This window comes from Streptomyces peucetius (assembly GCF_025854275.1).
Taxonomy (GTDB): Bacteria; Actinomycetota; Actinomycetes; order Streptomycetales; family Streptomycetaceae; genus Streptomyces; species Streptomyces peucetius_A.
In genome coordinates this window covers 1,480,823-1,500,030 of record NZ_CP107567.1, presented here as the reverse complement: position 1 = coordinate 1,500,030, position 19,208 = coordinate 1,480,823, and the positions used below count along the sequence as shown (strand labels likewise).

General features: G+C 69.8%; 20 protein-coding genes. 18 read left to right on the top strand and 2 right to left on the bottom strand.

Translation table 11 applies throughout. The annotated features are described in order from the left end of the window. Window positions 1-108 precede the first annotated feature (108 nt). The 3 genes from OGH68_RS06910 (at window position 109) to OGH68_RS06900 (ending at window position 3,094) form a co-directional block, all read left to right on the top strand. The gene (locus OGH68_RS06910) at window positions 109-1,353 is read left to right on the top strand and encodes a site-2 protease family protein (RefSeq protein WP_264242432.1); all 1,245 of its coding nucleotides are present in this window, start codon (window positions 109-111) and stop codon (window positions 1,351-1,353) included. A gap of 18 nt (window positions 1,354-1,371) precedes the next feature. Beyond that, window positions 1,372-2,259, top strand: coding sequence for a tRNA (adenine-N1)-methyltransferase (locus OGH68_RS06905; protein ID WP_005319518.1), 888 nt, complete (start codon window positions 1,372-1,374; stop codon window positions 2,257-2,259). 208 nt (window positions 2,260-2,467) lie between these two features. Continuing rightward, on the top strand, window positions 2,468-3,094 hold the full coding sequence (locus OGH68_RS06900; protein WP_264242431.1) for a hypothetical protein: 627 nt from the start codon (window positions 2,468-2,470) through the stop codon (window positions 3,092-3,094). Window positions 3,095-3,098: 4 nt separating this feature from the next. Here OGH68_RS06900 and OGH68_RS06895 read toward each other — a convergent pair whose 3' ends face one another. After that, a complete protein-coding gene (locus OGH68_RS06895; protein WP_264242430.1) occupies window positions 3,099-3,410 on the bottom strand; it encodes a ferredoxin in 312 nt (103 codons plus the stop codon). A 264-nt stretch (window positions 3,411-3,674) separates the two neighbouring features. Here OGH68_RS06895 and arc point away from each other — a divergent pair, with 264 nt between their 5' ends. The 5 genes from arc (at window position 3,675) to prcA (ending at window position 9,426) form a co-directional block, all read left to right on the top strand. Next, entirely contained in the window at window positions 3,675-5,441 is a 1,767-nt protein-coding gene (arc, locus tag OGH68_RS06890) for a proteasome ATPase (RefSeq protein ID WP_264242429.1), read from the top strand. 258 nt (window positions 5,442-5,699) lie between these two features. Beyond that, a complete protein-coding gene (gene dop, locus OGH68_RS06885; RefSeq protein ID WP_413470946.1) occupies window positions 5,700-7,211 on the top strand; it encodes a depupylase/deamidase Dop in 1,512 nt (503 codons plus the stop codon). Between the two features lie 120 nt (window positions 7,212-7,331). Then, window positions 7,332-7,550 carry a ubiquitin-like protein Pup gene (locus tag OGH68_RS06880; RefSeq protein ID WP_018848997.1) on the top strand — a complete coding sequence of 73 codons (219 nt, stop codon included), beginning with the start codon at window positions 7,332-7,334 and terminating at the stop codon, window positions 7,548-7,550. A 146-nt stretch (window positions 7,551-7,696) separates the two neighbouring features. Next, window positions 7,697-8,542: a proteasome subunit beta gene (gene prcB, locus OGH68_RS06875; protein WP_264242428.1), complete on the top strand. Its 846-nt coding sequence runs from the start codon at window positions 7,697-7,699 to the stop codon at window positions 8,540-8,542. Between the two features lie 50 nt (window positions 8,543-8,592). Next, window positions 8,593-9,426: a proteasome subunit alpha gene (gene prcA / locus OGH68_RS06870; protein WP_264242427.1), complete on the top strand. Its 834-nt coding sequence runs from the start codon at window positions 8,593-8,595 to the stop codon at window positions 9,424-9,426. 69 nt (window positions 9,427-9,495) lie between these two features. On the opposite strand, the gene OGH68_RS06865 is transcribed toward prcA, so the two are convergent. Further along, on the bottom strand, window positions 9,496-10,545 hold the full coding sequence (locus OGH68_RS06865) for a LacI family DNA-binding transcriptional regulator (RefSeq protein ID WP_264242426.1): 1,050 nt from the start codon (window positions 10,543-10,545) through the stop codon (window positions 9,496-9,498). 158 nt (window positions 10,546-10,703) lie between these two features. Here OGH68_RS06865 and OGH68_RS06860 point away from each other — a divergent pair, with 158 nt between their 5' ends. The 10 genes from OGH68_RS06860 (at window position 10,704) to tatC (ending at window position 19,054) form a co-directional block, all read left to right on the top strand. Further along, window positions 10,704-11,987: an MFS transporter gene (locus OGH68_RS06860; RefSeq protein ID WP_264242425.1), complete on the top strand. Its 1,284-nt coding sequence runs from the start codon at window positions 10,704-10,706 to the stop codon at window positions 11,985-11,987. A gap of 9 nt (window positions 11,988-11,996) precedes the next feature. Next, complete coding sequence (gene pafA, locus OGH68_RS06855; protein WP_264242424.1) at window positions 11,997-13,358, top strand: Pup--protein ligase; 1,362 nt, start codon at window positions 11,997-11,999, stop codon at window positions 13,356-13,358. 161 nt (window positions 13,359-13,519) lie between these two features. Further along, window positions 13,520-14,461: an FKBP-type peptidyl-prolyl cis-trans isomerase gene (locus OGH68_RS06850; protein ID WP_264242423.1), complete on the top strand. Its 942-nt coding sequence runs from the start codon at window positions 13,520-13,522 to the stop codon at window positions 14,459-14,461. Between the two features lie 65 nt (window positions 14,462-14,526). Continuing rightward, entirely contained in the window at window positions 14,527-14,901 is a 375-nt protein-coding gene (locus tag OGH68_RS06845) for an FKBP-type peptidyl-prolyl cis-trans isomerase (RefSeq protein ID WP_264242422.1), read from the top strand. 128 nt (window positions 14,902-15,029) lie between these two features. After that, entirely contained in the window at window positions 15,030-15,989 is a 960-nt protein-coding gene (locus OGH68_RS06840) for a helix-turn-helix transcriptional regulator (protein WP_264242421.1), read from the top strand. Window positions 15,990-16,005: 16 nt separating this feature from the next. Continuing rightward, window positions 16,006-17,010 (top strand): helix-turn-helix transcriptional regulator, encoded by a 1,005-nt coding sequence (locus OGH68_RS06835; protein ID WP_264242420.1) that lies wholly within the window; start codon window positions 16,006-16,008, stop codon window positions 17,008-17,010. Continuing rightward, on the top strand, window positions 17,007-17,279 hold the full coding sequence (locus OGH68_RS06830) for a hypothetical protein (protein WP_413470945.1): 273 nt from the start codon (window positions 17,007-17,009) through the stop codon (window positions 17,277-17,279). Before OGH68_RS06835 ends, OGH68_RS06830 begins: the two co-directional genes overlap by 4 nt. Before the next feature lie 44 nt (window positions 17,280-17,323). Then, window positions 17,324-17,521, top strand: coding sequence for a hypothetical protein (locus tag OGH68_RS06825; RefSeq protein WP_264242419.1), 198 nt, complete (start codon window positions 17,324-17,326; stop codon window positions 17,519-17,521). A 234-nt stretch (window positions 17,522-17,755) separates the two neighbouring features. After that, complete coding sequence (tatA, locus tag OGH68_RS06820) at window positions 17,756-18,046, top strand: Sec-independent protein translocase subunit TatA (protein ID WP_264242418.1); 291 nt, start codon at window positions 17,756-17,758, stop codon at window positions 18,044-18,046. Between the two features lie 42 nt (window positions 18,047-18,088). Further along, on the top strand, window positions 18,089-19,054 hold the full coding sequence (gene tatC / locus OGH68_RS06815) for a twin-arginine translocase subunit TatC (RefSeq protein ID WP_264242417.1): 966 nt from the start codon (window positions 18,089-18,091) through the stop codon (window positions 19,052-19,054). Window positions 19,055-19,208: the final 154 nt, after the last annotated feature.

The following is a 19,208-nucleotide window of genomic DNA, read 5'->3' as shown; positions in this document are numbered from 1 at the left end:
GACAGCGAGCGGCATACCATCGACGACAGAACCCCGAGCACTGCATCATTCACTGCATCATTTCGAGCGGACGACGCACGACCGGCACATTTGCAACGAAGGGAACCCGTGAACGAGGACGACACGAGCGGTGAGCGCGAGCGGGCGCGGAACGGGCCGGACAAGCCGTCCGGCAGCGGCACGCCGCGTCGCCCCGCCGGGCCCGGCGGCGGCATTCTCATGGGCCGCCCCTTCGGCGTGCCCGTCTACGTCGCCCCCAGCTGGTTCGTCGTCGCCGCGCTGATCACCTGGGTCTTCGGCGGACAGCTCGACCGCGTGCTCCCCGAGCTGGGCAACGCGCGCTACCTCGTGTCCCTGTTCTTCGCCGTCGCCTTCTACGCCTCCGTGCTCGTCCACGAACTGGCCCACACCGTCGCGGCCCTCCGGTTCAAGCTCCCGGTGCGCCGCATCCAGCTCCAGTTCTTCGGCGGCGTCTCCGAGATCGAGAAGGAGACGGAGACCCCGGGCCGCGAATTCTGGCTCGCCTTCGTCGGACCGCTTCTCTCCCTCGCCCTCGCCGGCGTCTTCTACCTCAGCATGTACGCGGTGGAGCCGGGCACCGTGCCCGGCGTGCTCCTCGCCGGACTGATGATCTCCAACCTGATCGTGGCCGCCTTCAACCTGCTGCCCGGTCTCCCCCTCGACGGCGGCCGGATGCTGCGCGCCGTCGTCTGGAAGATCACCGGCAGGCCCATGGCCGGCACCGTCGCCGCCGCATGGGTCGGCCGGGCACTGGCCGTCGCCGTCCTCGTCGGCCTGCCACTGCTCACCCACACCGGCGCCCTCGGGAACTCCACCGAGGACATCGGGGGAGTGGAGACCGTCACCGACGCCCTGCTCGCCGCCATCCTGGCCGCGATCATCTGGACCGGAGCCGGCAACAGCCTGCGGATGGCCCGCCTGCGCGAACACCTGCCGGAACTCGCCGCCCGCGCGCTGACCCGCCGCGCCGTGCCCGTCGAGTCCGACACCCCCCTGTCGGAGGCCCTGCGCCGCGCCAACGAGGCCGGAGCCCGCGCCCTCGTCGTCGTGGACGGCCAGGGAGACCCGACCGGACTCGTCCGCGAGGCCGCCATCGTCGGGGTCCCGGAGCACCGCCGCCCCTGGGTCGCGGTCGGCGGCCTGTCCCAGGACCTCACCGAAGGCATGAAGGTCCCCGCGGAGCTCGCCGGCGAAGCGCTGCTCGACACCCTGCGTGCCACCCCCGCCAGTGAGTACCTCGTCGTCGAGGAGACCGGTGAGATCTACGGCGTCCTGTCCGCCGCGGACGTCGAGCGGGCCTTCGTCGCGGCCATGGCACGCCCCGGTTCCTGAACCCCATACACTGGTCACATGTCCGAACCGACCGGTGCCGCCCGCCGTCGCGGGCCCTTCAAGGTCGGGGACCAGGTCCAGCTCACCGACCCCAAGGGACGCCACTACACGTTCACGCTCGAGGCCGGAAAGAACTTCCACACCCACAAGGGTTCTTTCCCGCACGACGAGCTGATCGGCGCTCCCGAGGGCAGTGTTGTCCGAACCACGGGAAACGTCGCCTACCTCGCGCTGCGCCCCCTGCTCCCCGACTACGTCCTGTCCATGCCCCGCGGCGCCGCCGTGGTCTACCCCAAGGACGCGGGGCAGATCCTGGCCTTCGCCGACATCTTCCCCGGCGCCCGCGTCGTGGAGGCCGGGGTCGGCTCGGGCTCGCTCAGCAGCTTCCTCCTGCGCGCCATCGGCGACCACGGCATGCTGCACTCCTACGAGCGCCGCGCGGACTTCGCCGAAATCGCCCAGGCGAACGTCGAGCGCTACTTCGGCGGCCCGCACCCCGCCTGGCAGCTCACCGTCGGCGACCTCCAGGACAACCTGACCGACGCCGACGTCGACCGGGTCATCCTGGACATGCTCGCCCCCTGGGAGTGCCTCGAGGCCGTCTCCAAGGCGCTTGTGCCCGGCGGCATCCTGTGCTGCTACGTCGCCACCACGACCCAGCTCGCGCGCACCGTCGAGTCCATCCGGGAGATCGGCTGCTTCGCCGAGCCCCAGCCGTGGGAGTCGATGATCCGCAACTGGCACGTCGAGGGCCTGGCCGTGCGCCCTGATCACCGGATGATCGGCCACACCGGCTTCCTGGTCACCGCCCGCCGCCTCGCCGACGGTGTCGAGCCCCCGATGCGCCGCCGCCGGCCCGCCAAGGGCGCGTACGGCGAGGACTACGAGGGCCCCAACAAGGGCTGACCGCCCAAGAGGGCTGACGGCCCAACAAGGGCTGACCGGCCAAGGGCTGTCCCGCCCGCACCCGTACAACGCACCGCCGCCGCCGCCGAGTTCCCGTGACCCGCACGGAACTCGGCGGCGGCTTCCTCATGTTGGGCCGGGTCGGCCAGGCGCCTTTACCCGACCCTTACGGACCCCGCTGTTCCGGTCCCGTGTGACGTATGGCACGATGCTGGCCACCCCCCGCCGGCAGAGCCCCCAGGAGACCCCTCGCGTGCAGAACTCCGTCGCCGTCCCGGAACTCGCGCATACCAACGCCCGCCCGGTGCACTGGCTGGCCACGGCAGCGGCGATGGCCGCGGTGGTGGCGGCCGCCGGGCTGGTGCAGCCCGATGCCGCCACGGCCTCACAGCCCGGCGGCGGCCCAGGGACCACCACGGCGGCGGCGCCCGCTCCCGCGCCCGACCCCGCGGCCGTGCGGCTGCCCCTCGAATGCGGCAGCCTCGGCAGCGTGGTCACCAAGAAGGCGGCGGGAGACCTCGACGGCGACGGCGCGCCGGAGACAGTGGTGGCCGCCCGGTGCGACGCCGGCTCCGGCACACCCCCCAGCGGTGTCTACGTACTGGCGAACGGACGGGACGCGGGCCCCAGGGTGGTCGCCACCCTCGTGGACCCCGCTCAGAAGCAGAGCGTCGGCGCGCTCGCGGTACGTGACGCCACGATCACGGCGACTCTGCTCGGCTACTCCTCCCCGGCCGTGCCCGGCTGCTGCCCCGACGAGCGGGAACAGGTCAAGTGGCAGTGGAAGGGCGGCAAGTTCGTCCGTGGCGCCCAGCCCGAGGCGCGGAGTATGTGATCCGTCACTTCGCGTCGGGCCCGTAGACCTCCACCTTGTCCGAAACCCGTCGGACGTGGATGCAGTCGCCCGGACACTCCTTCGCGGAGTCCACGACGTCGTTCAGCAGGGGCAGCGGCACCGGGGTTGTGGCGCCCGCGTCCTGGAGCAGTTCGTCCTCACCCGACTTCACGTACGCCAGTCCGTCGATGTCGAGCTCGAAGACCTCGGGGGCGTACTGCGCGCAGATTCCGTCCCCGGTGCACAGGTCCTGGTCGATCCAGACCTCGAGCGCCTCTGCGGCGCCGTCGGTGGGAACCTCGTGCTGCACGGTCATATCTCCTGCCGTTTCCTTCGTCGGGTGTAGCTCTGTGAAGCAAGTCGTGCCACCCCTGACGGGTGTTGAACGCTTCGACGATACAACCGCCCGCTTCCCGATGTTGCTGGGTGGGTATCCGGTGGGTATTCCCCTCGCAGGAGTAAGAGCGCAAGGGTGAAGATCGGACACACCCCTTCCGTCTTTGTGATCTAGGGGTTTCAATCACCACCCACACAGGTAGGGTCAGGAAGCGTCCAGCTCCCCTTGGAGGAGGTGAGGACCGTGGCAGCCCACGACGACGACATCAACCGCGGCATCCGGCCGGGGCGGGGGTCTGAAGACCCAGCCGGCCAGGTCGCCTATCTCGAGCAGGAAATCGCCGTCCTGCGCCGCAAGCTCGCCGACTCTCCGCGACACACGAGGATTCTCGAAGAGCGGATCGTCGAGCTGCAGACAAACCTGGCCGGCGTGTCCGCTCAGAACGAGCGGCTCGCCAACACGCTCCGTGAGGCCCGCGACCAGATCGTGGCCCTCAAGGAGGAGGTCGACCGGCTCGCCCAGCCGCCGGCCGGCTTCGGTGTCTTCCTGCAGGCCAACGAGGACGGCACCTGTGACATCTTCACCGGGGGCCGCAAGCTCCGGGTGAACGTCAGCCCCAGCGTCGAGCTCGAGGAGCTCCGGCGCGGCCAGGAAGTCATGCTCAACGAAGCGCTCAATGTGGTCGAGGCCATGGAGTTCGAGCGCGCCGGGGACATCGTCACCCTCAAGGAGATCCTCGAGGACGGCGAGCGCGCCCTGGTGATCGGTCACACCGACGAGGAGCGAGTGGTCCGGCTCGCCGAGCCGCTGCTGGACATGAGTATCCGCCCCGGTGACGCCCTGCTGCTCGATCCTCGCTCCGGGTACGTGTACGAGGTCATCCCCAAGAGCGAGGTCGAGGAGCTCGTCCTCGAGGAAGTCCCCGACGTCGACTACAACAAGATCGGCGGCCTCGGCGGCCAGATCGAGATGATCCGCGACGCCGTCGAGCTTCCGTATCTGTACCCCGACCTCTTCAAGGAGCACGAACTGCGGCCGCCGAAGGGCATCCTGCTCTACGGCCCGCCCGGATGCGGCAAGACGCTGATCGCGAAGGCCGTCGCCAACTCCCTTGCCAAGAAGGTCGCCGAGGTGACCGGGCAGCCCGCCGGGAAGAGCTACTTCCTCAACATCAAGGGCCCCGAGCTCCTCAACAAGTACGTCGGTGAGACCGAGCGGCACATCCGCCTGGTCTTCCAGCGCGCCCGCGAGAAGGCGAGCGAGGGCACCCCCGTCATCGTCTTCTTCGACGAGATGGAGTCCCTCTTCCGCACCCGCGGATCCGGTGTCAGCTCGGACGTGGAGAACACCATCGTCCCGCAGCTGCTCGCCGAGATCGACGGTGTCGAGGGCCTGGAGAACGTGATCGTCATCGGCGCCTCGAACCGTGAGGACATGATCGACCCCGCGATCCTGCGGCCCGGTCGGCTCGACGTCAAGATCAAGATCGAGCGTCCGGACGCGGAGGCCGCCAAGGACATCTTCGCCAAGTACCTGACCCCCTCGCTCCCGCTGCACGCCGACGACCTCGGCGAACACAGCGGATCGAAGGAAGCCGCGGCCCACGCCATGATCCAGTCGGTCGTGGAACAGATGTACGCGGAATCCGAGGAGAACCGCTTCCTCGAGGTCACGTACGCCAACGGCGACAAGGAAGTCCTCTACTTCAAGGACTTCAACTCCGGCGCGATGATCCAGAACATCGTCGACCGGGCCAAGAAGATGGCCATCAAGGCCTTCCTCGACCACAACCAGAAGGGCCTCCGGGTCTCCCACCTCCTCCAGGCCTGCGTGGACGAGTTCAAGGAGAACGAGGACCTGCCCAACACCACCAACCCGGACGACTGGGCCCGTATCTCCGGCAAGAAGGGCGAGCGGATCGTCTTCATCCGCACGCTCGTCACCGGAAAGCAGGGCGCGGACACCGGTCGGTCCATCGACACGGTGGCGAACACCGGTCAGTACCTGTAAAGGCACACCGGCTGCGGATGCCGCCGGCCCCCGCCTACGGCAGGGGGCGGGGCATCCGCAGCCGGTTGCTTTCCGGACAGGTCCGACCCACACCGGAGCAATGACGAAATTGATCTCCCCACCCACGCAGCGGCGTTTTAGGCTCTGTCGTACCGCCGGGTCGCGCGGTGCGGGGACGAGCACCGCGCACGCACCGGAGCACCCGCGGTACTTGAGCGCCGTTCCCGGAGGGGAACGCCGCCGGGCAAGGAGGGCCGCATGACCGTACGGCGAGTAATGGGCATCGAGACGGAGTACGGGATCTCCGTCCCCGGCCACCCGAACGCCAATGCCATGCTCACCTCGTCCCAGATCGTCAACGCCTACGCGGCGGCGATGCACCGGGCGCGCCGCGCCCGCTGGGACTTCGAGGAGGAGAACCCGCTGCGGGACGCCCGCGGCTTCGACCTCGCCCGCGAGGCCGCCGACTCCAGCCAGCTCACCGACGAGGACATCGGCCTGGCCAATGTCATCCTCACCAACGGCGCCAGGCTCTACGTGGACCACGCCCACCCCGAGTACAGCTCGCCCGAGGTCACGAACCCGCTCGACGCCGTCCTCTGGGACAAGGCGGGAGAGCGGATCATGGCAGAGGCGGCCGAGCGGGCCGCGCAGCTCCCCGGCGCCCAGCCGATCCACCTCTACAAGAACAACACCGACAACAAGGGCGCCTCCTACGGCACGCACGAGAACTACCTGATGAAGCGGGAGACCCCCTTCTCGGACATCGTGCGCCACCTCACCCCGTTCTTCGTCTCCCGGCAGGTCGTCACCGGCGCCGGACGGGTCGGAATCGGTCAGGACGGACACGAGCACGGGTTCCAGCTCAGCCAGCGCGCGGATTATTTCGAGGTCGAGGTCGGCCTCGAGACGACCCTCAAGCGCCCCATCATCAACACCCGGGACGAGCCCCACTCCGACGCGGAGAAGTACCGCCGCCTCCATGTGATCATCGGCGACGCGAACCTCTCCGAGATCTCGACGTACCTCAAGCTGGGCACCACGGCCCTGGTGCTCTCGATGATCGAGGACGGCTTCATCGCGGTCGACCTCGCCGTCGAGCAGCCGGTGCGGACGCTGCACCAGGTCTCGCACGACCCGGGGCTCAAGCAGCTGATCACCCTCCGTAGCGGCCGCACACTCACCGCCGTACAACTCCAGATGGAGTACTTCGAGCTCGCCCGCAAGTATGTCGAGGAGCGATTCGGCGCCGACGCGGACGAGCAGACCAAGGACGTCCTGAACCGCTGGGAGGACACCCTGGGCAGGCTCGAGACCGACCCGATGAGCCTCGCCGGGGAACTGGACTGGGTCGCCAAGCGCGAGCTCATGGAGGGCTACCGCCGGCGCGACGAGCTGGAGTGGGACGCCGCCCGGCTGCACCTGGTGGACCTCCAGTACGCGGACGTACGCCCGGACAAGGGCCTGTACAACCGTCTGGCGGCCCGCGGCAGGATGAAGCGCCTGTTGGTCGAGAGCGCGGTGGAACGGGCCGAGGCGAAGCCTCCGGAGGACACCAGGGCGTACTTCCGCGGCCGCTGCCTCGAGCAGTTCGCGGACGACGTGGCCGCGGCCTCCTGGGACTCCGTCATCTTCGACCTGCCCGGCCGTGACTCTCTGCAACGGGTCCCCACGCTGGAGCCACTGCGCGGCACCCGGAACCACGTCAAGGAGCTGCTGGACCGCTGCCGCAATGCGGAAGACCTGGTCCGGGTGCTCTCCGGGGGCTGAAAAGGCCTCCGTCCGGGAATCATGAAGGTGGGCCCCGGACGTTGGAGGAAGTGCGGGGCCGATGTCGGACCCCGCGAGTAGGGTCTGATCAGATACGTCGAACCGAGCGGGGTGAGGTGCATGGCGACCAAGGACACCGGCGGCGGACAGCAGAAGGCGACGCGCTCCACCGAGGAAGTCGAGGAGCAGGCGCAGGACGCGCAGGCCGCGGAAGACCTCAAGGAGCGGCAGGAGAAGCTCTCGGACGACGTCGACTCGGTTCTCGACGAGATCGACGACGTGCTCGAGGAGAACGCCGAGGACTTCGTCCGATCCTTCGTCCAGAAGGGCGGTCAGTAGCCCTGGTCGTCCCCCCGGTGCCGTCCGGCGAAAGCCGGGGGCACCGGGGCGGATGACCGGCGACGGCGCGGGTAAGGTCCGTGCACAGCTCGAAAGATCGGCCCGCGCGTGATGCGGCGGGCCGCCGTCAATCCGGAAGGAAACGCGTGGAAGCCAACCCTCGTAGCACCGGGCGTCTGCCGGCAGCCTTCCTGACGCCCGGGTCCTCGTCGTTCATGGACTTCCTGGGCGACCACTCACCCGACCTGCTGCCCGGCAAGCGTGTCCTGCCGCCGCTGCAGGGGGCCATCGAGGCGCCGCACGGGACGACGATCGTCGCCACCACGTTCCCGGGTGGTGTGGTGCTCGCCGGTGACCGGCGGGCGACGATGGGGAACATGATCGCCCAGCGCGACATCGAGAAGGTCTTCCCGGCCGACGAGTACTCGGCGGTGGGCATCGCGGGCACCGCGGGCCTGGCGGTGGAGATGGTCAAGCTGTTCCAGCTGGAGCTGGAGCACTTCGAGAAGGTCGAGGGCGTCCAGCTCTCCCTGGAGGGCAAGGCGAACCGCCTCTCCACGATGATCCGCAGCAACCTCGGCATGGCGATGCAGGGGCTCGCCGTCGTCCCGCTCTTCGCCGGCTACGACATCGACCGCGAGAAGGGCCGCATCTTCTCGTACGACGTGACGGGCGGCCGCTCGGAGGAGCACGGGTTCGCGGCGACCGGCTCGGGCTCGATCTTCGCGCGCGGGGCGATGAAGAAGCTCTACCACGAGGACCTCACCGAGCAGCAGGCCACCACGCTGGTGATCCAGGCGCTGTACGACGCGGCGGACGACGACTCGGCAACCGGCGGGCCGGACGTGGCCCGGCGCATCTATCCGATCGTCACCGTCATCACGGACGAGGGCTTCCGCCGGCTCACCGAGGCGGAGACCTCCGAGATCGCGCGTTCGATCCTCGAGGGCCGCCTCACCCAGCCCGACGGTCCGCGCGCCGCGCTCCTGTGACGGTGACGGCTCTGATGTACTCGCCTCAGACAGAAAGGGACGGATAGCCGGTGTCGACGCCGTTCTATGTCTCACCCCAGCAGGCCATGGCCGACCGGGCGGAGTACGCCCGCAAGGGCATCGCCCGCGGCCGCAGCCTGGTCGTGCTGCAGTACGCCGACGGCATCGTCTTCGTCGGCGAGAACCCGTCCCGTGCCCTGCACAAGTTCAGCGAGATCTACGACCGGATCGGCTTCGCCGCCGCCGGTAAGTACAACGAGTACGAGAACCTCCGCATCGGCGGCGTGCGCTACGCGGACCTGCGCGGCTACACCTACGACCGCGACGATGTGACGGCCCGCGGCCTGGCGAACGTGTACGCGCAGACCCTGGGCACGATCTTCTCCAGCGCCGGTGAGAAGCCGTACGAGGTGGAGCTGGTGGTCGCCGAGGTCGGCGTCTCCCCGGAGGGCGACCAGATCTACCGGCTGCCGCACGACGGTTCGATCGTGGACGAGCACGGCTCGGTCGCGGTCGGCGGCAACTCGGAGCAGATCAGCGGCTTCCTCGACCAGCGTCACCGCGACGGCATGTCGCTGGCGGAGGCGCTGAAGCTGGCCGTGCAGGCGCTTTCCAGCCAGTCGAACGGCAGCGACCGTGAGATCCCGGCAGAGCGCCTGGAGGTCGCGGTGCTGGACCGTACGCGGCCCCAGCAGCGGAAGTTCAAGCGGATCGTGGGGCGGCAGCTGGCTCGGCTGCTGGAGGCCGACGGCGCTGCCTCCACGCCCACGGACGCGCCGTCCGACGAGGAGACCGACGAGGCCGGTGGCACCCCGGGGACCGGCACCCCGGGAACCAGCACCCCTGGAACCAGCACCCCGGACAGCCCGGAGAAACCGGAGTAGCCCGGCTGATCGACGGCTGCGCCCCGGACCGCCCGTGCGGCCCGGGGCGCAGCCGTGTCCGGCCGGCGGTCAGGCCGGCGGCGGCGCCGAGGAGCCCCGTACGACGAGTTCGACGGGCAGGCTGCCCTCCTCGGGGCGCCGGTCGTCGAGGAGGTCGAGCAGCGCGGTCATGCCGCGCTCGCCGACCTGTTCCGCAGGCAGCCGGACGGTGGTGAGCTCCGGCTCGACGGCGGTGGCGAGGGCGAGGTCGTCGAAGCCGGTGACGGTGACGTCCTCGGGGATGCGCAGACCGAGCCGGCGGGCGGCCTTGCAGGCTCCGGCGGCGAGGATGTCGTCGTCGCAGACGATGGCCGTGGGGCGGGTCCCCGGTGCGGTCAGCGCCCGCACGGCGGCCTCCCGGCCGCTGTCCACGTCGAGCGGAGCGGTGACGGTGCGCAGCTGCGTACCGGTGACCCCGTCCGTCGCGGTGCGCAGCGCGCGGGCGCGTACGTCGAAGGTCCAGGAGGCGACGGCAGAGGCCAGGTGCACGATCCGCCGGTGGCCGAGCGCGAGCAGATGATCGGCGACCTGGCGCATGCCGTCGGCGATGTCGAGGTTGACGTGGGCGGCGGCGCCGGTGTCCGCCGGGTCGCTGTCGAGCATGACCAGAGGCAGGTCGGTGCCACGGATGGCGGTGAGGGCCTGGGCGGCCATCGAGGAGGCGATTACGCCGTCCAGGGCGGCGCGGGCGGAGGCGAAGGGGTCCCTGGCGGGGCCGACGCCCTCCGGGGAGGGATAGAGGACGACGCCGAAGCCGTGCTGTGCGGCGACGGCGGCTGCTCCCGTGTAGACGCGGGCGAAGAAGTCGTTGGTGAGGGCCGGGACGACGAGGAGCGCGGTCCTGGTGCGGCCGAGGCGGAGGCTGCGGGCGGCGAGATTGGGCCGGTAGCCCAGTTCCCGGGCCGCGTCGCGGACCACGGCGGCGGTCCGCTCCGAGACCCGGCCCCGCCACTTGTCGCCGAGCACGAGGGAGACGGTGGCCTGGGAGACGCCGGCGGCGCGGGCGACGTCCCTGCTGGTGGGGCGGTTGGTGTCCGCTCCGGCGGCGGGGGGACGGTCCTGCTGGGCCCGGTGTGCCATCTGCTCCCGTCCTCGGCCGCCCGTCGGGGTGTCACGGGAGCCCGGGGCGGCGGCGCTGTGGACCCGCGGGCTGTCGACATGGTACGTATGGGCCGTCACGTTATACGTAAAACTTCGCCCTGGAGTCCGAAGCCGGGAGACGGGGGAGAGGGGACGGCATGGCCGCCGGGTACGCAGACATCCTCAAGGCGCCGCACGCCGCACGGCTGCTCACCGGCACCCTCGTCGGGCGGCTGCCCAACGCGACGGCCCACATCGCCATCGTGCTCTTCACCCGCGCCGAGGGCGGCAGCTACACCCTCGCCGGAGCGCTCGCCGCCGTGTACGGCCTGGCCACCGCCGTCGGCCAGCCGCTGCTGGGCCGGGCCGTCGACCTGTACGGGCAGCCGAGGGTGCAGCTGCCGGCCGCCGTCGTCTCCGCACTCGGCATGTTCCTGCTCGCCGCGGCCGGCACGGGATCGCTGGTCGTCGCGTACGCCGCCGTGACCGTCGCCGGACTGTTCACCCCGCCGCTCGAGGGCGGCCTGCGCGCCCTGTGGCCCAGTGTGCTGGGGCGCGAGGACCGGGTGCACCGGGCCTACGCCATGGACGCGGTGGCCCAGGAGATCATGTTCACCGTCGGACCGCTGCTGGTGACGCTGCTCGTCTCGCTCTGGTCGCCCGCAGCCGCGCTGCTCGTGATCAACGCCATAGGGGTCGTGGGCGCCCTGTCGGTCGTACTGTCCGAGCCGTCCCGCGCCTGGCGCTCCGCGCCGCGCGAGGCGCACTGGCTGGGCGCGCTGCGCTCGTCGGGCCTGCTCGCGCTCCTCGGCGCGTTCTTCTTCGTCGGTCTCGCCCTCGGTTCGATCACGGTCGCGGGGGTGGCCTATGCCGACGACCACGGGCGCGAGTCCGTGTACGGCTGGCTGATGGCCGCGCTCGGCCTCGGCGCCCTCATCGGCGGCACCGCGTACGGGGCCCGCCAGTGGGCCGGGGCTCCGGAGCGGCGGCTGCGGATCATCGTGGCGCTGCTGGCCGCCGGCTACCTCCCCCTGGTCCTCACGCCCGGTGTGGTGGCGATGACGGCGCTGTCGGCACTCGCCGGCGTCTTCCTGGCACCGGCGATCGCCTGCGCGTTCATCGTCGTGGACCGGCACGCGCCGCGCGGCACGGTCACCGAGGCGTTCTCCTGGCTGGTGACCACCTTCGGTGTCGGAGCCGCCGTCGGCACGGCCGTAGCGGGCCCGGCGGTCGAGATCGGCGGTACGGCGTGGAGTTTCGCCGTCGCGGGGGCCGGAGGAATCGCCGCGCTGCTGGTTCTGACGACCACTCAGCGGGTGCTCGCGGTTCCCGGCCGCACCGAGGACATCACGGGTTCCGGGCCGCACGCCGGCGGCCACTCATCGGAAAATGATCGAAACGGGGCTGCCCAACCCGGTTTCAGCTCAGGCCCTGAGGCGTAATGTTCAGACATGGACCGCCGCATTTTCGGGCTGGAGAACGAGTACGGCGTCACGTGCACGTTCAGGGGACAGCGCCGACTGTCACCTGACGAAGTGGCGCGCTACCTCTTCCGCCGTGTCGTGTCATGGGGCCGCAGCAGCAATGTCTTTCTGCGGAACGGCGCCCGCCTGTACCTCGACGTGGGTTCGCATCCGGAATATGCAACACCCGAATGCGACAATGTGACCGAGCTGGTCACGCACGACAAGGCCGGCGAGCGCATTCTCGAAGGCCTTCTCGTCGACGCCGAACGCCGCCTGCACGAGGAGGGAATCGCGGGCGACGTCTATCTCTTCAAGAACAACACCGACTCGGCGGGAAACTCCTACGGCTGCCACGAGAACTATCTCGTCGCGCGGCACGGCGAGTTCTCGCGGCTGGCCGACATCCTCATTCCGTTCCTGGTCACCAGGCAGCTGATCTGCGGTGCGGGAAAGGTGCTGCAGACGCCCCGCGGGGCGGTCTACTGCGTCAGCCAGCGAGCGGAGCACATCTGGGAGGGCGTCAGCTCCGCCACCACCCGCTCGCGCCCCATCATCAACACCCGTGACGAACCGCACGCGGACGCCGAGCGGTACCGCCGGCTCCACGTCATCGTCGGCGACTCCAACATGTCGGAGACGACGATGCTGCTGAAGGTCGGCGCGACCGACCTGGTGCTGCGCATGATCGAGGCGGGCACCGTCATGCGTGATCTCACCCTGGAGAACCCGATCCGGGCCATCCGAGAGGTCAGCCACGACATAACGGGCCAGCGCAAGGTGCGCCTGGCCAGCGGCCGGGAGGCGTCCGCGCTCGAGGTGCAGCGCGAGTACTACGAGAAGGCCGTCGACTTCGTCGACCGGCGCGGCATCCGCACCGGCACCGTCGAGCAGGTCCTGGAGCTGTGGGGCCGCACGCTGGACGCGATCGAGCAGGAGGACCTCGACCGGATCGACACCGAGATCGACTGGGTCATGAAGTACAAGCTGCTGGAGCGGTACCGCACCAAGCACAACATGTCGATGTCGCACCCCCGAGTGGCGCAGATAGACCTCGCGTACCACGACATCCACCGCCGGCGCGGGCTGTACTACCTGCTGGAGAAGAAGGGCCAGGCCGCCCGCATCTGCAACGACCTGAAGATCTTCGAGGGCAAGTCGGTGCCCCCGCAGACCACCAGGGCGCGGCTGCGTGGCGACTTCATCCGGCGGGCGCAGGAACAGCGGAGGGACTTCACCGTCGACTGGGTGCACCTCAAGCTCAACGACCAGGCGCAGCGCACCGTGCTGTGCAAGGACCCGTTCCGGTCGGTCGACGACCGGGTGGAGAAGCTCATCGCCGGCATGTGATCTTGCGGCCGGCGGCGTCCCTCCGGGCGTGTCGCACGTGTGTCGGAACGTCACCCGGGCCCCGTACGTTTCTCGGATGCAGCATCCGTTTCTCGTGCGGGGCCCTCGGCACGGCCTAGAGTGTCCCGCATCCACCGAGCCGTTAGAGACATGAGGACCACGTGCGCCGACTTGCCGGCCTGCTCGTCGTACCCCTGCTGCTGTTGACGACAGCGGCATGCGGCGACGACAAGGGCTCCGATTCCGCTTCCACCTCGATGACGAAGGGGCTTCCCTCGATCACCGAGGGTGCGAAGTTCGGCGAGAAGCCGACCCTCGCCAAGGGCGAGGGAGAGCCCCCCAAGGACCTGAAGGTCAACGTCGTCAGCGAGGGCAAGGGCCAGACCCTCAAGAAGGGCGACGTCGCCCAGGTCGACTACCTGGGCCAGGTGTGGGACGGCGAGGAGCCGTTCGACAACAGCTTCGACCGCGGCGAGCCGTTCACCGTGACGCTCGGCGGCGGTGGTGTCATCGAGGGCTGGCAGCAGGCCCTCGACGGCCAGAAGGTCGGCAGCCGTCTCGAGGTGGCGATCCCGCCGGACCTCGGCTACGGCGCGCAGGAGCAGGGCAGCATCCCGGCCAACTCCACGCTGGTGTTCGTCATGGACATCGTCAAGGGCACCACGCTGCCGACGTCCGCCAAGGGCACCGAGGTCGCCCAGGACAACATCGACCTGCCCAAGGTCGGCACCAACACCGACGGTGACAAGCCGTCGCTGATCGTCCCCAAGAAGGACGCGCCGGCCAAGCTCGTGTCGAACTACGTGATCGAGGGCACCGGCCCCGCGGTCAAGGCCACGGACACGCTCTCCGTGAAGTACCAGGGCGTCCTGTGGAAGGACGGCAAGGAGTTCGACAGCAGCTACGCCAGGGGCAACGCGCCGGTGAGCTTCCCGCTCGCGCAGGTCATCCCGGGCTGGCAGAAGGGGCTGGAGGGCAAGAAGGCCGGCAGCCGCGTGCTGCTCGTCGTCCCGCCGGACATGGGCTACGGCGACCAGGAGCAGCAGGGCATCCCGGCGAAGTCCACCCTGGTCTTCACGGTCGACATCCTGGCCGTTCAGTAGGCGGGCCGGGACATTCTGCGAGACTGTCCCGGTTGATCGCAGACAGAACGCAAGGAGCAACATCCGTGAGCATCGACAAGCCCGAGATCGACTTCCCGGGCGGCGAGCCGCCGGCCGATCTGGAGATCAAGGACATCTGGGAGGGCGACGGCCCGGTGGCGAAGGCGGGCGACGCCGTCTCCGTCCACTACGTGGGCGTTGCCTTCTCCACCGGTGAGGAGTTCGACGCCTCGTGGAACCGCGGCACCCCGCTGCAGTTCCAGCTGGGCGCCGGCCAGGTCATCTCCGGCTGGGACCAGGGCGTACAGGGCATGAAGGTCGGCGGGCGCCGCCAGCTGACCATCCCCCCGCACCTCGCCTACGGGGACCGCGGCGCCGGCGGCGGCCGTATCGCCCCCGGTGAGACGCTGATCTTCGTCTGCGACCTGGTCGGAGTCTGAGGCTGATCACCCGGTGACCACGCGAGGGCCCGTGCCTGACGGCACGGGCCCTCGCTTTTGTCCGGACACCCCGGGGCGGTACGGTCGACGGGCGTAAGGGACTTCATAAAAAGAGGTGAAGGGCGTCGATGGCCATTGCCAAGGCCGAGCGGCTGATGAATCTGGCGCTGTGTCTGCTCGGGACGAGGCGCCCGCTCAGCAAGCGCGAGCTGCGCGGGTCCATCGAGGCGTACCTGGAAGCGGGTTCCGACGACTCGTTCAACCGGATGTTCGAGCGCGACAAGGACGATCTGCGTGAACTCGGCCTGGTGATCGAGACGGTGGAGTCCCTCGACGGGGACATCGGCTACTTGGCGCGCCGGGACAGCAACCGGCTGCCGCCCATCACCCTGGACGCCGAGGAGGCCGCCGCACTGGGCCTGGCCGCCAAGGTGTGGCAGCAGGCGAGGCTCGCCGGCGCCGCCAGCGGCGCCCTGCAGAAGCTGCGGGCGGCAGGGATGCCGGAGACCGAGGACACGTACGAGCTCCACCACAGCGCTCTCGAACCACGCATCCCCGTCCACGAGGCGGCCTTCGAACCGCTGATGCTCGCCTGCCGTGACCGGCGCCCCGTCCTCTTCGACTACCGCAGGGCCAACGCGGCCCGCCCCGAGCAGCGCCATGTCGAACCGTGGACGCTCGAATGCTGGCGCGGCCACTGGTACCTCGCGGGTCACGACCGGGACCGGGGCGCCGAGCGGGTCTTCCGGCTCTCCCGCATCACCGGCAAGGTCCGTTCCTCCCGTTCCGGGGCGTTCACCGTGCCCGTGCCCGACGTCGTCACAGTCCGCGAGACCGTGGAGAGCTGGGCCGGTGAGACGGCGACCCGCTCGGCCCTGATCCGGCTCCGGGCCGGCTGCGGCTACCCGCTGCGTTCGCGGGCCACCGCCGTACGGGAACTCGGCGAGGGGTGGGACGAGTTGGAGATTCCGTACGGACACGGTCTGGACGCCTGGCTCGTCGAGTTCGGGCCGGACGTCGTCGTGCTGGAGCCCGCGGACCTGCGGGCGGACGTGGTCGACCGGCTGCGTGCCGTGGCCAAGGGCTGAGGGGGAGTCGCGGACCATGGCGGCCAATGCCATCGACCAGACCCGGCGGATGCTGTCGCTGGTGACCTATCTGCGCGAACGCCCCGGCGCGCGCATCGCGGACGTCGCCCGCGCCTTCGGCATCACCGAGGACGAGCTGATCTCCGACCTCGACGTGCTGCCCATGTGCGGGACCAGCTTCCGCGGCGGCGACCTGCTGGACATCGACACCGACGGCGAGCGCATCTGGTGGCGCAACCCTGACGCGTCCGGCGAGTCCACCGCGGAGCCCCTGCGGCTGGCCGCCGACGAGGCGACCGCCCTGCTCGTCGCCGCCCGTGCCGTCGCGACGCTCCCCGGCCTGCGGGAGGGCGACCGCGAGGCGCTGCTGCGGGCCACGGCCAAGGTGGAGGGCGCGGCCGGTGAGGCGGCGGGCGCCAGCGCCCGCCTCTCGGTGACCTTCGAGTCCGAGGGCGGGGTCTTCGCCGACGTGGACCGGGCGATCTCGGAACGGCGGCGGCTGTGGCTGCGGTACTACTCGCCGGCGCGCGACGAGCTCACCGAGCGCGAGGTGGACCCGATCCGGCTCTTCGCCGTCGGCCACACCTACATGGAGGCCTGGTGCCGCCTCTCCGAGGCGCGCCGCACGTTCCGGCTCGACCGGGTCGCGGAGATCCGGCTGCTCGACGCGCCGGCCGCGCCGCCCGAGATCGAACTGCGGGACCTCTCCGAGGGTCTGGTGCAGCCGTCCGCCGACGACCCCGAGGTCGTCGTGGAGGTCGCCCCCGGCGGACGCTGGGTCGCCGAGTACTACCCGCACGACCGGGCGGAGGAACTGCCCGACGGCGGTCTGCGCATCACCCTGCGTACGCCCTCGCCCGCATCGCTGCGCCGCCTCGCGCTGCGGCTCGGCAGGGACGGACGGATCGTGTCGCCGCAGGACCTCGCCGACAGCGCCCGCACGGCGGCGCGGGACGCGCTGGCCGCGTACGAGGAGCAGGAGCGGCAGGAGTCCCAGCCGCAGGGAGCCGGCGCCTCATGACCGTGATGCCGCAGATGCCCGCGATGTCGCCGGTCCCCGCCCGTGTCGGGCCGGTGCTGTTCAAGGCCGCCTGCCCCGAGTGCCGGGGCCGCTTCGAGCTGTCCGCCGGAGCCCTGCGCCTCGCCATCGGCGGCAGCCGCCGCACCACGTTCTACTCCTTCACCTGCCCGGAGTGCGGCTCCGCGGTCCGCAAACCGGCCGGTGAACGCATCGTGGAACTGCTCACGGGCGGCGGGGTCAGAACCCTGCGCCTGCACTCCACCGTGTGACGCCCCGCTCGGGAACCGCTACAGGAACGGTCTAGGCTCTGCGCATGTTCTGGCCCATGCTCGCCATCGCCCTCGGTTTTCTCGGGATCGCCGTCCTCGGGATCCTCGGCATCAAGGTCTTCATCGAGGCACAGCGCCTGGGCCGCGAGGTGGCCCGCACCGCGGAACGCGTGGGCCGGGCCGCCGAGGACCTGGAACGGGCCGCCACCGGCCTGGCCCGCGCCGGCGAGACCCTGCGCTGACCGAACGCCCCGCCGGGCGACGGAGACCGCCCACGCCCTCTCCTGCACCATCGGCCCTGGCGGTACGCTGCTGGTGGCGGCACGACTGCCCTGTCGGGTCGTTCCGTGGAGTCTGCGCAGGCATTGCATCCTGTTTACCCCTGCGGGTTACGATCGCACCGTAAGCACGGTGGCCGGACGTGTGTCCGACGCCGGGCAGCCCGCTCAAGCCGCCTCGGTGAGAAGGAATCGCACATGATCGGCAATCTGAAGCCCCTCGAGATCGTTCTGATCATCGTTGTCATCCTGCTGTTGTTCGGCGCCAAGAAGCTGCCCGACATGGCCCGTTCTCTCGGTAAGTCGGCTCGCATCCTCAAGAGCGAGGCCAAGGCGATGAAGAAGGACGACGAAGCGTCGACCCCGGCCCAGCCCACCGCGGACCCGCAGAGCAGCGAGCAGACCCCGCCGCGTACGATTCAGGCCGCTCCCGGTGATGTGTCCACGGCTCGTCCGGTGAACGAGCAGAACCGCACGCCCCAGAGCTGACACAGTCCCGTCGGTGCCGCCGCATGAAACGAGGAACGTGGGTTGCTCAAGTCTGTCCGCAAGCAGGAGAAGGACGCCGAGGGGCGGATGCCACTCGCGGAGCACCTGCGTGAGCTGCGGAACCGGTTGCTCAAGTCAGTTCTTGCCATCGTTGTCGCGGTGGTCGTGGCCGCGTTCTTCCAGAAGGACATCTTCGAGTTCCTGATGAGGCCGATCCTGGAGTCGGTCGGTTGCGTCAACGGAGCGGTGGAGACCAAGGACGGTCGCCCCTGCGCGGTCATGACGACGAACGGTTTGCTGTCACCGTTCACCATCACCCTGAAGGTGTCCCTGATGGCCGGTGTCCTGATCGCGACACCGGTATGGCTCTACCAGTTGTGGGCGTTCGTCGCTCCTGGACTGCACCGTAACGAGAAACGTCATTCGCTCTCGTTCGTAGCAGCCGGTGTCCCGCTCTTCGCGGGCGGCGCGTATCTGGCCTACTCGATCTTGCCTCAAACGGCACAGATCATGCTCAGCTTCACACCCGACAACGCGCAGAACCTCCTGCCGCTCGACGACTATCTTGATCTCATCACGCGGATGATCCTCGTGTTCGGGGCGGCTTTCGAACTCCCGCTGCTACTCGTCTTCCTCAACATCACCGGCGTGCTCAGCGGTACGCGGATGCTCTCGTGGTGGCGGGCGATGGTGCTCGGCTTGACCGGCTTCTCCGCGATCGCGACGCCTGGCGGAGAGCCTCTCTCGATGCTGCTGCTGGCTGGTCCGCTGGCGTTGCTGTACTTCATGGCAGTCGGCTTCTCCCTGCTCAATGACCTGCGCCGGCGCCGCCGCAACCCCGACGCCGAGCTGAGCGACGACGAGGCGTCCGACCTCGACCTGACCCCCGCGGCCCTCGGCGAGGTGGAACCGGTCGCCACCACGGCCCGGGCACTGCCCGAGCAGGCCACCGGCGAGGCCGACGGCGGTCGCTCGCACCGTCAGGGCGGCTACGACGACATCACCTGAGGCACGGCCGGCAGGCCGGTACATGCGCGAGCGGGGCACGCCCGGGGTGGCGTGCCCCGCTCGCGCATGTATCGGCACGATCCCCCGGGGTACTCCCGGCGGTGGATGCTCTCGTCCGATTAAAGATCGACTGACTGTCAGAGGCGGCGGGTAG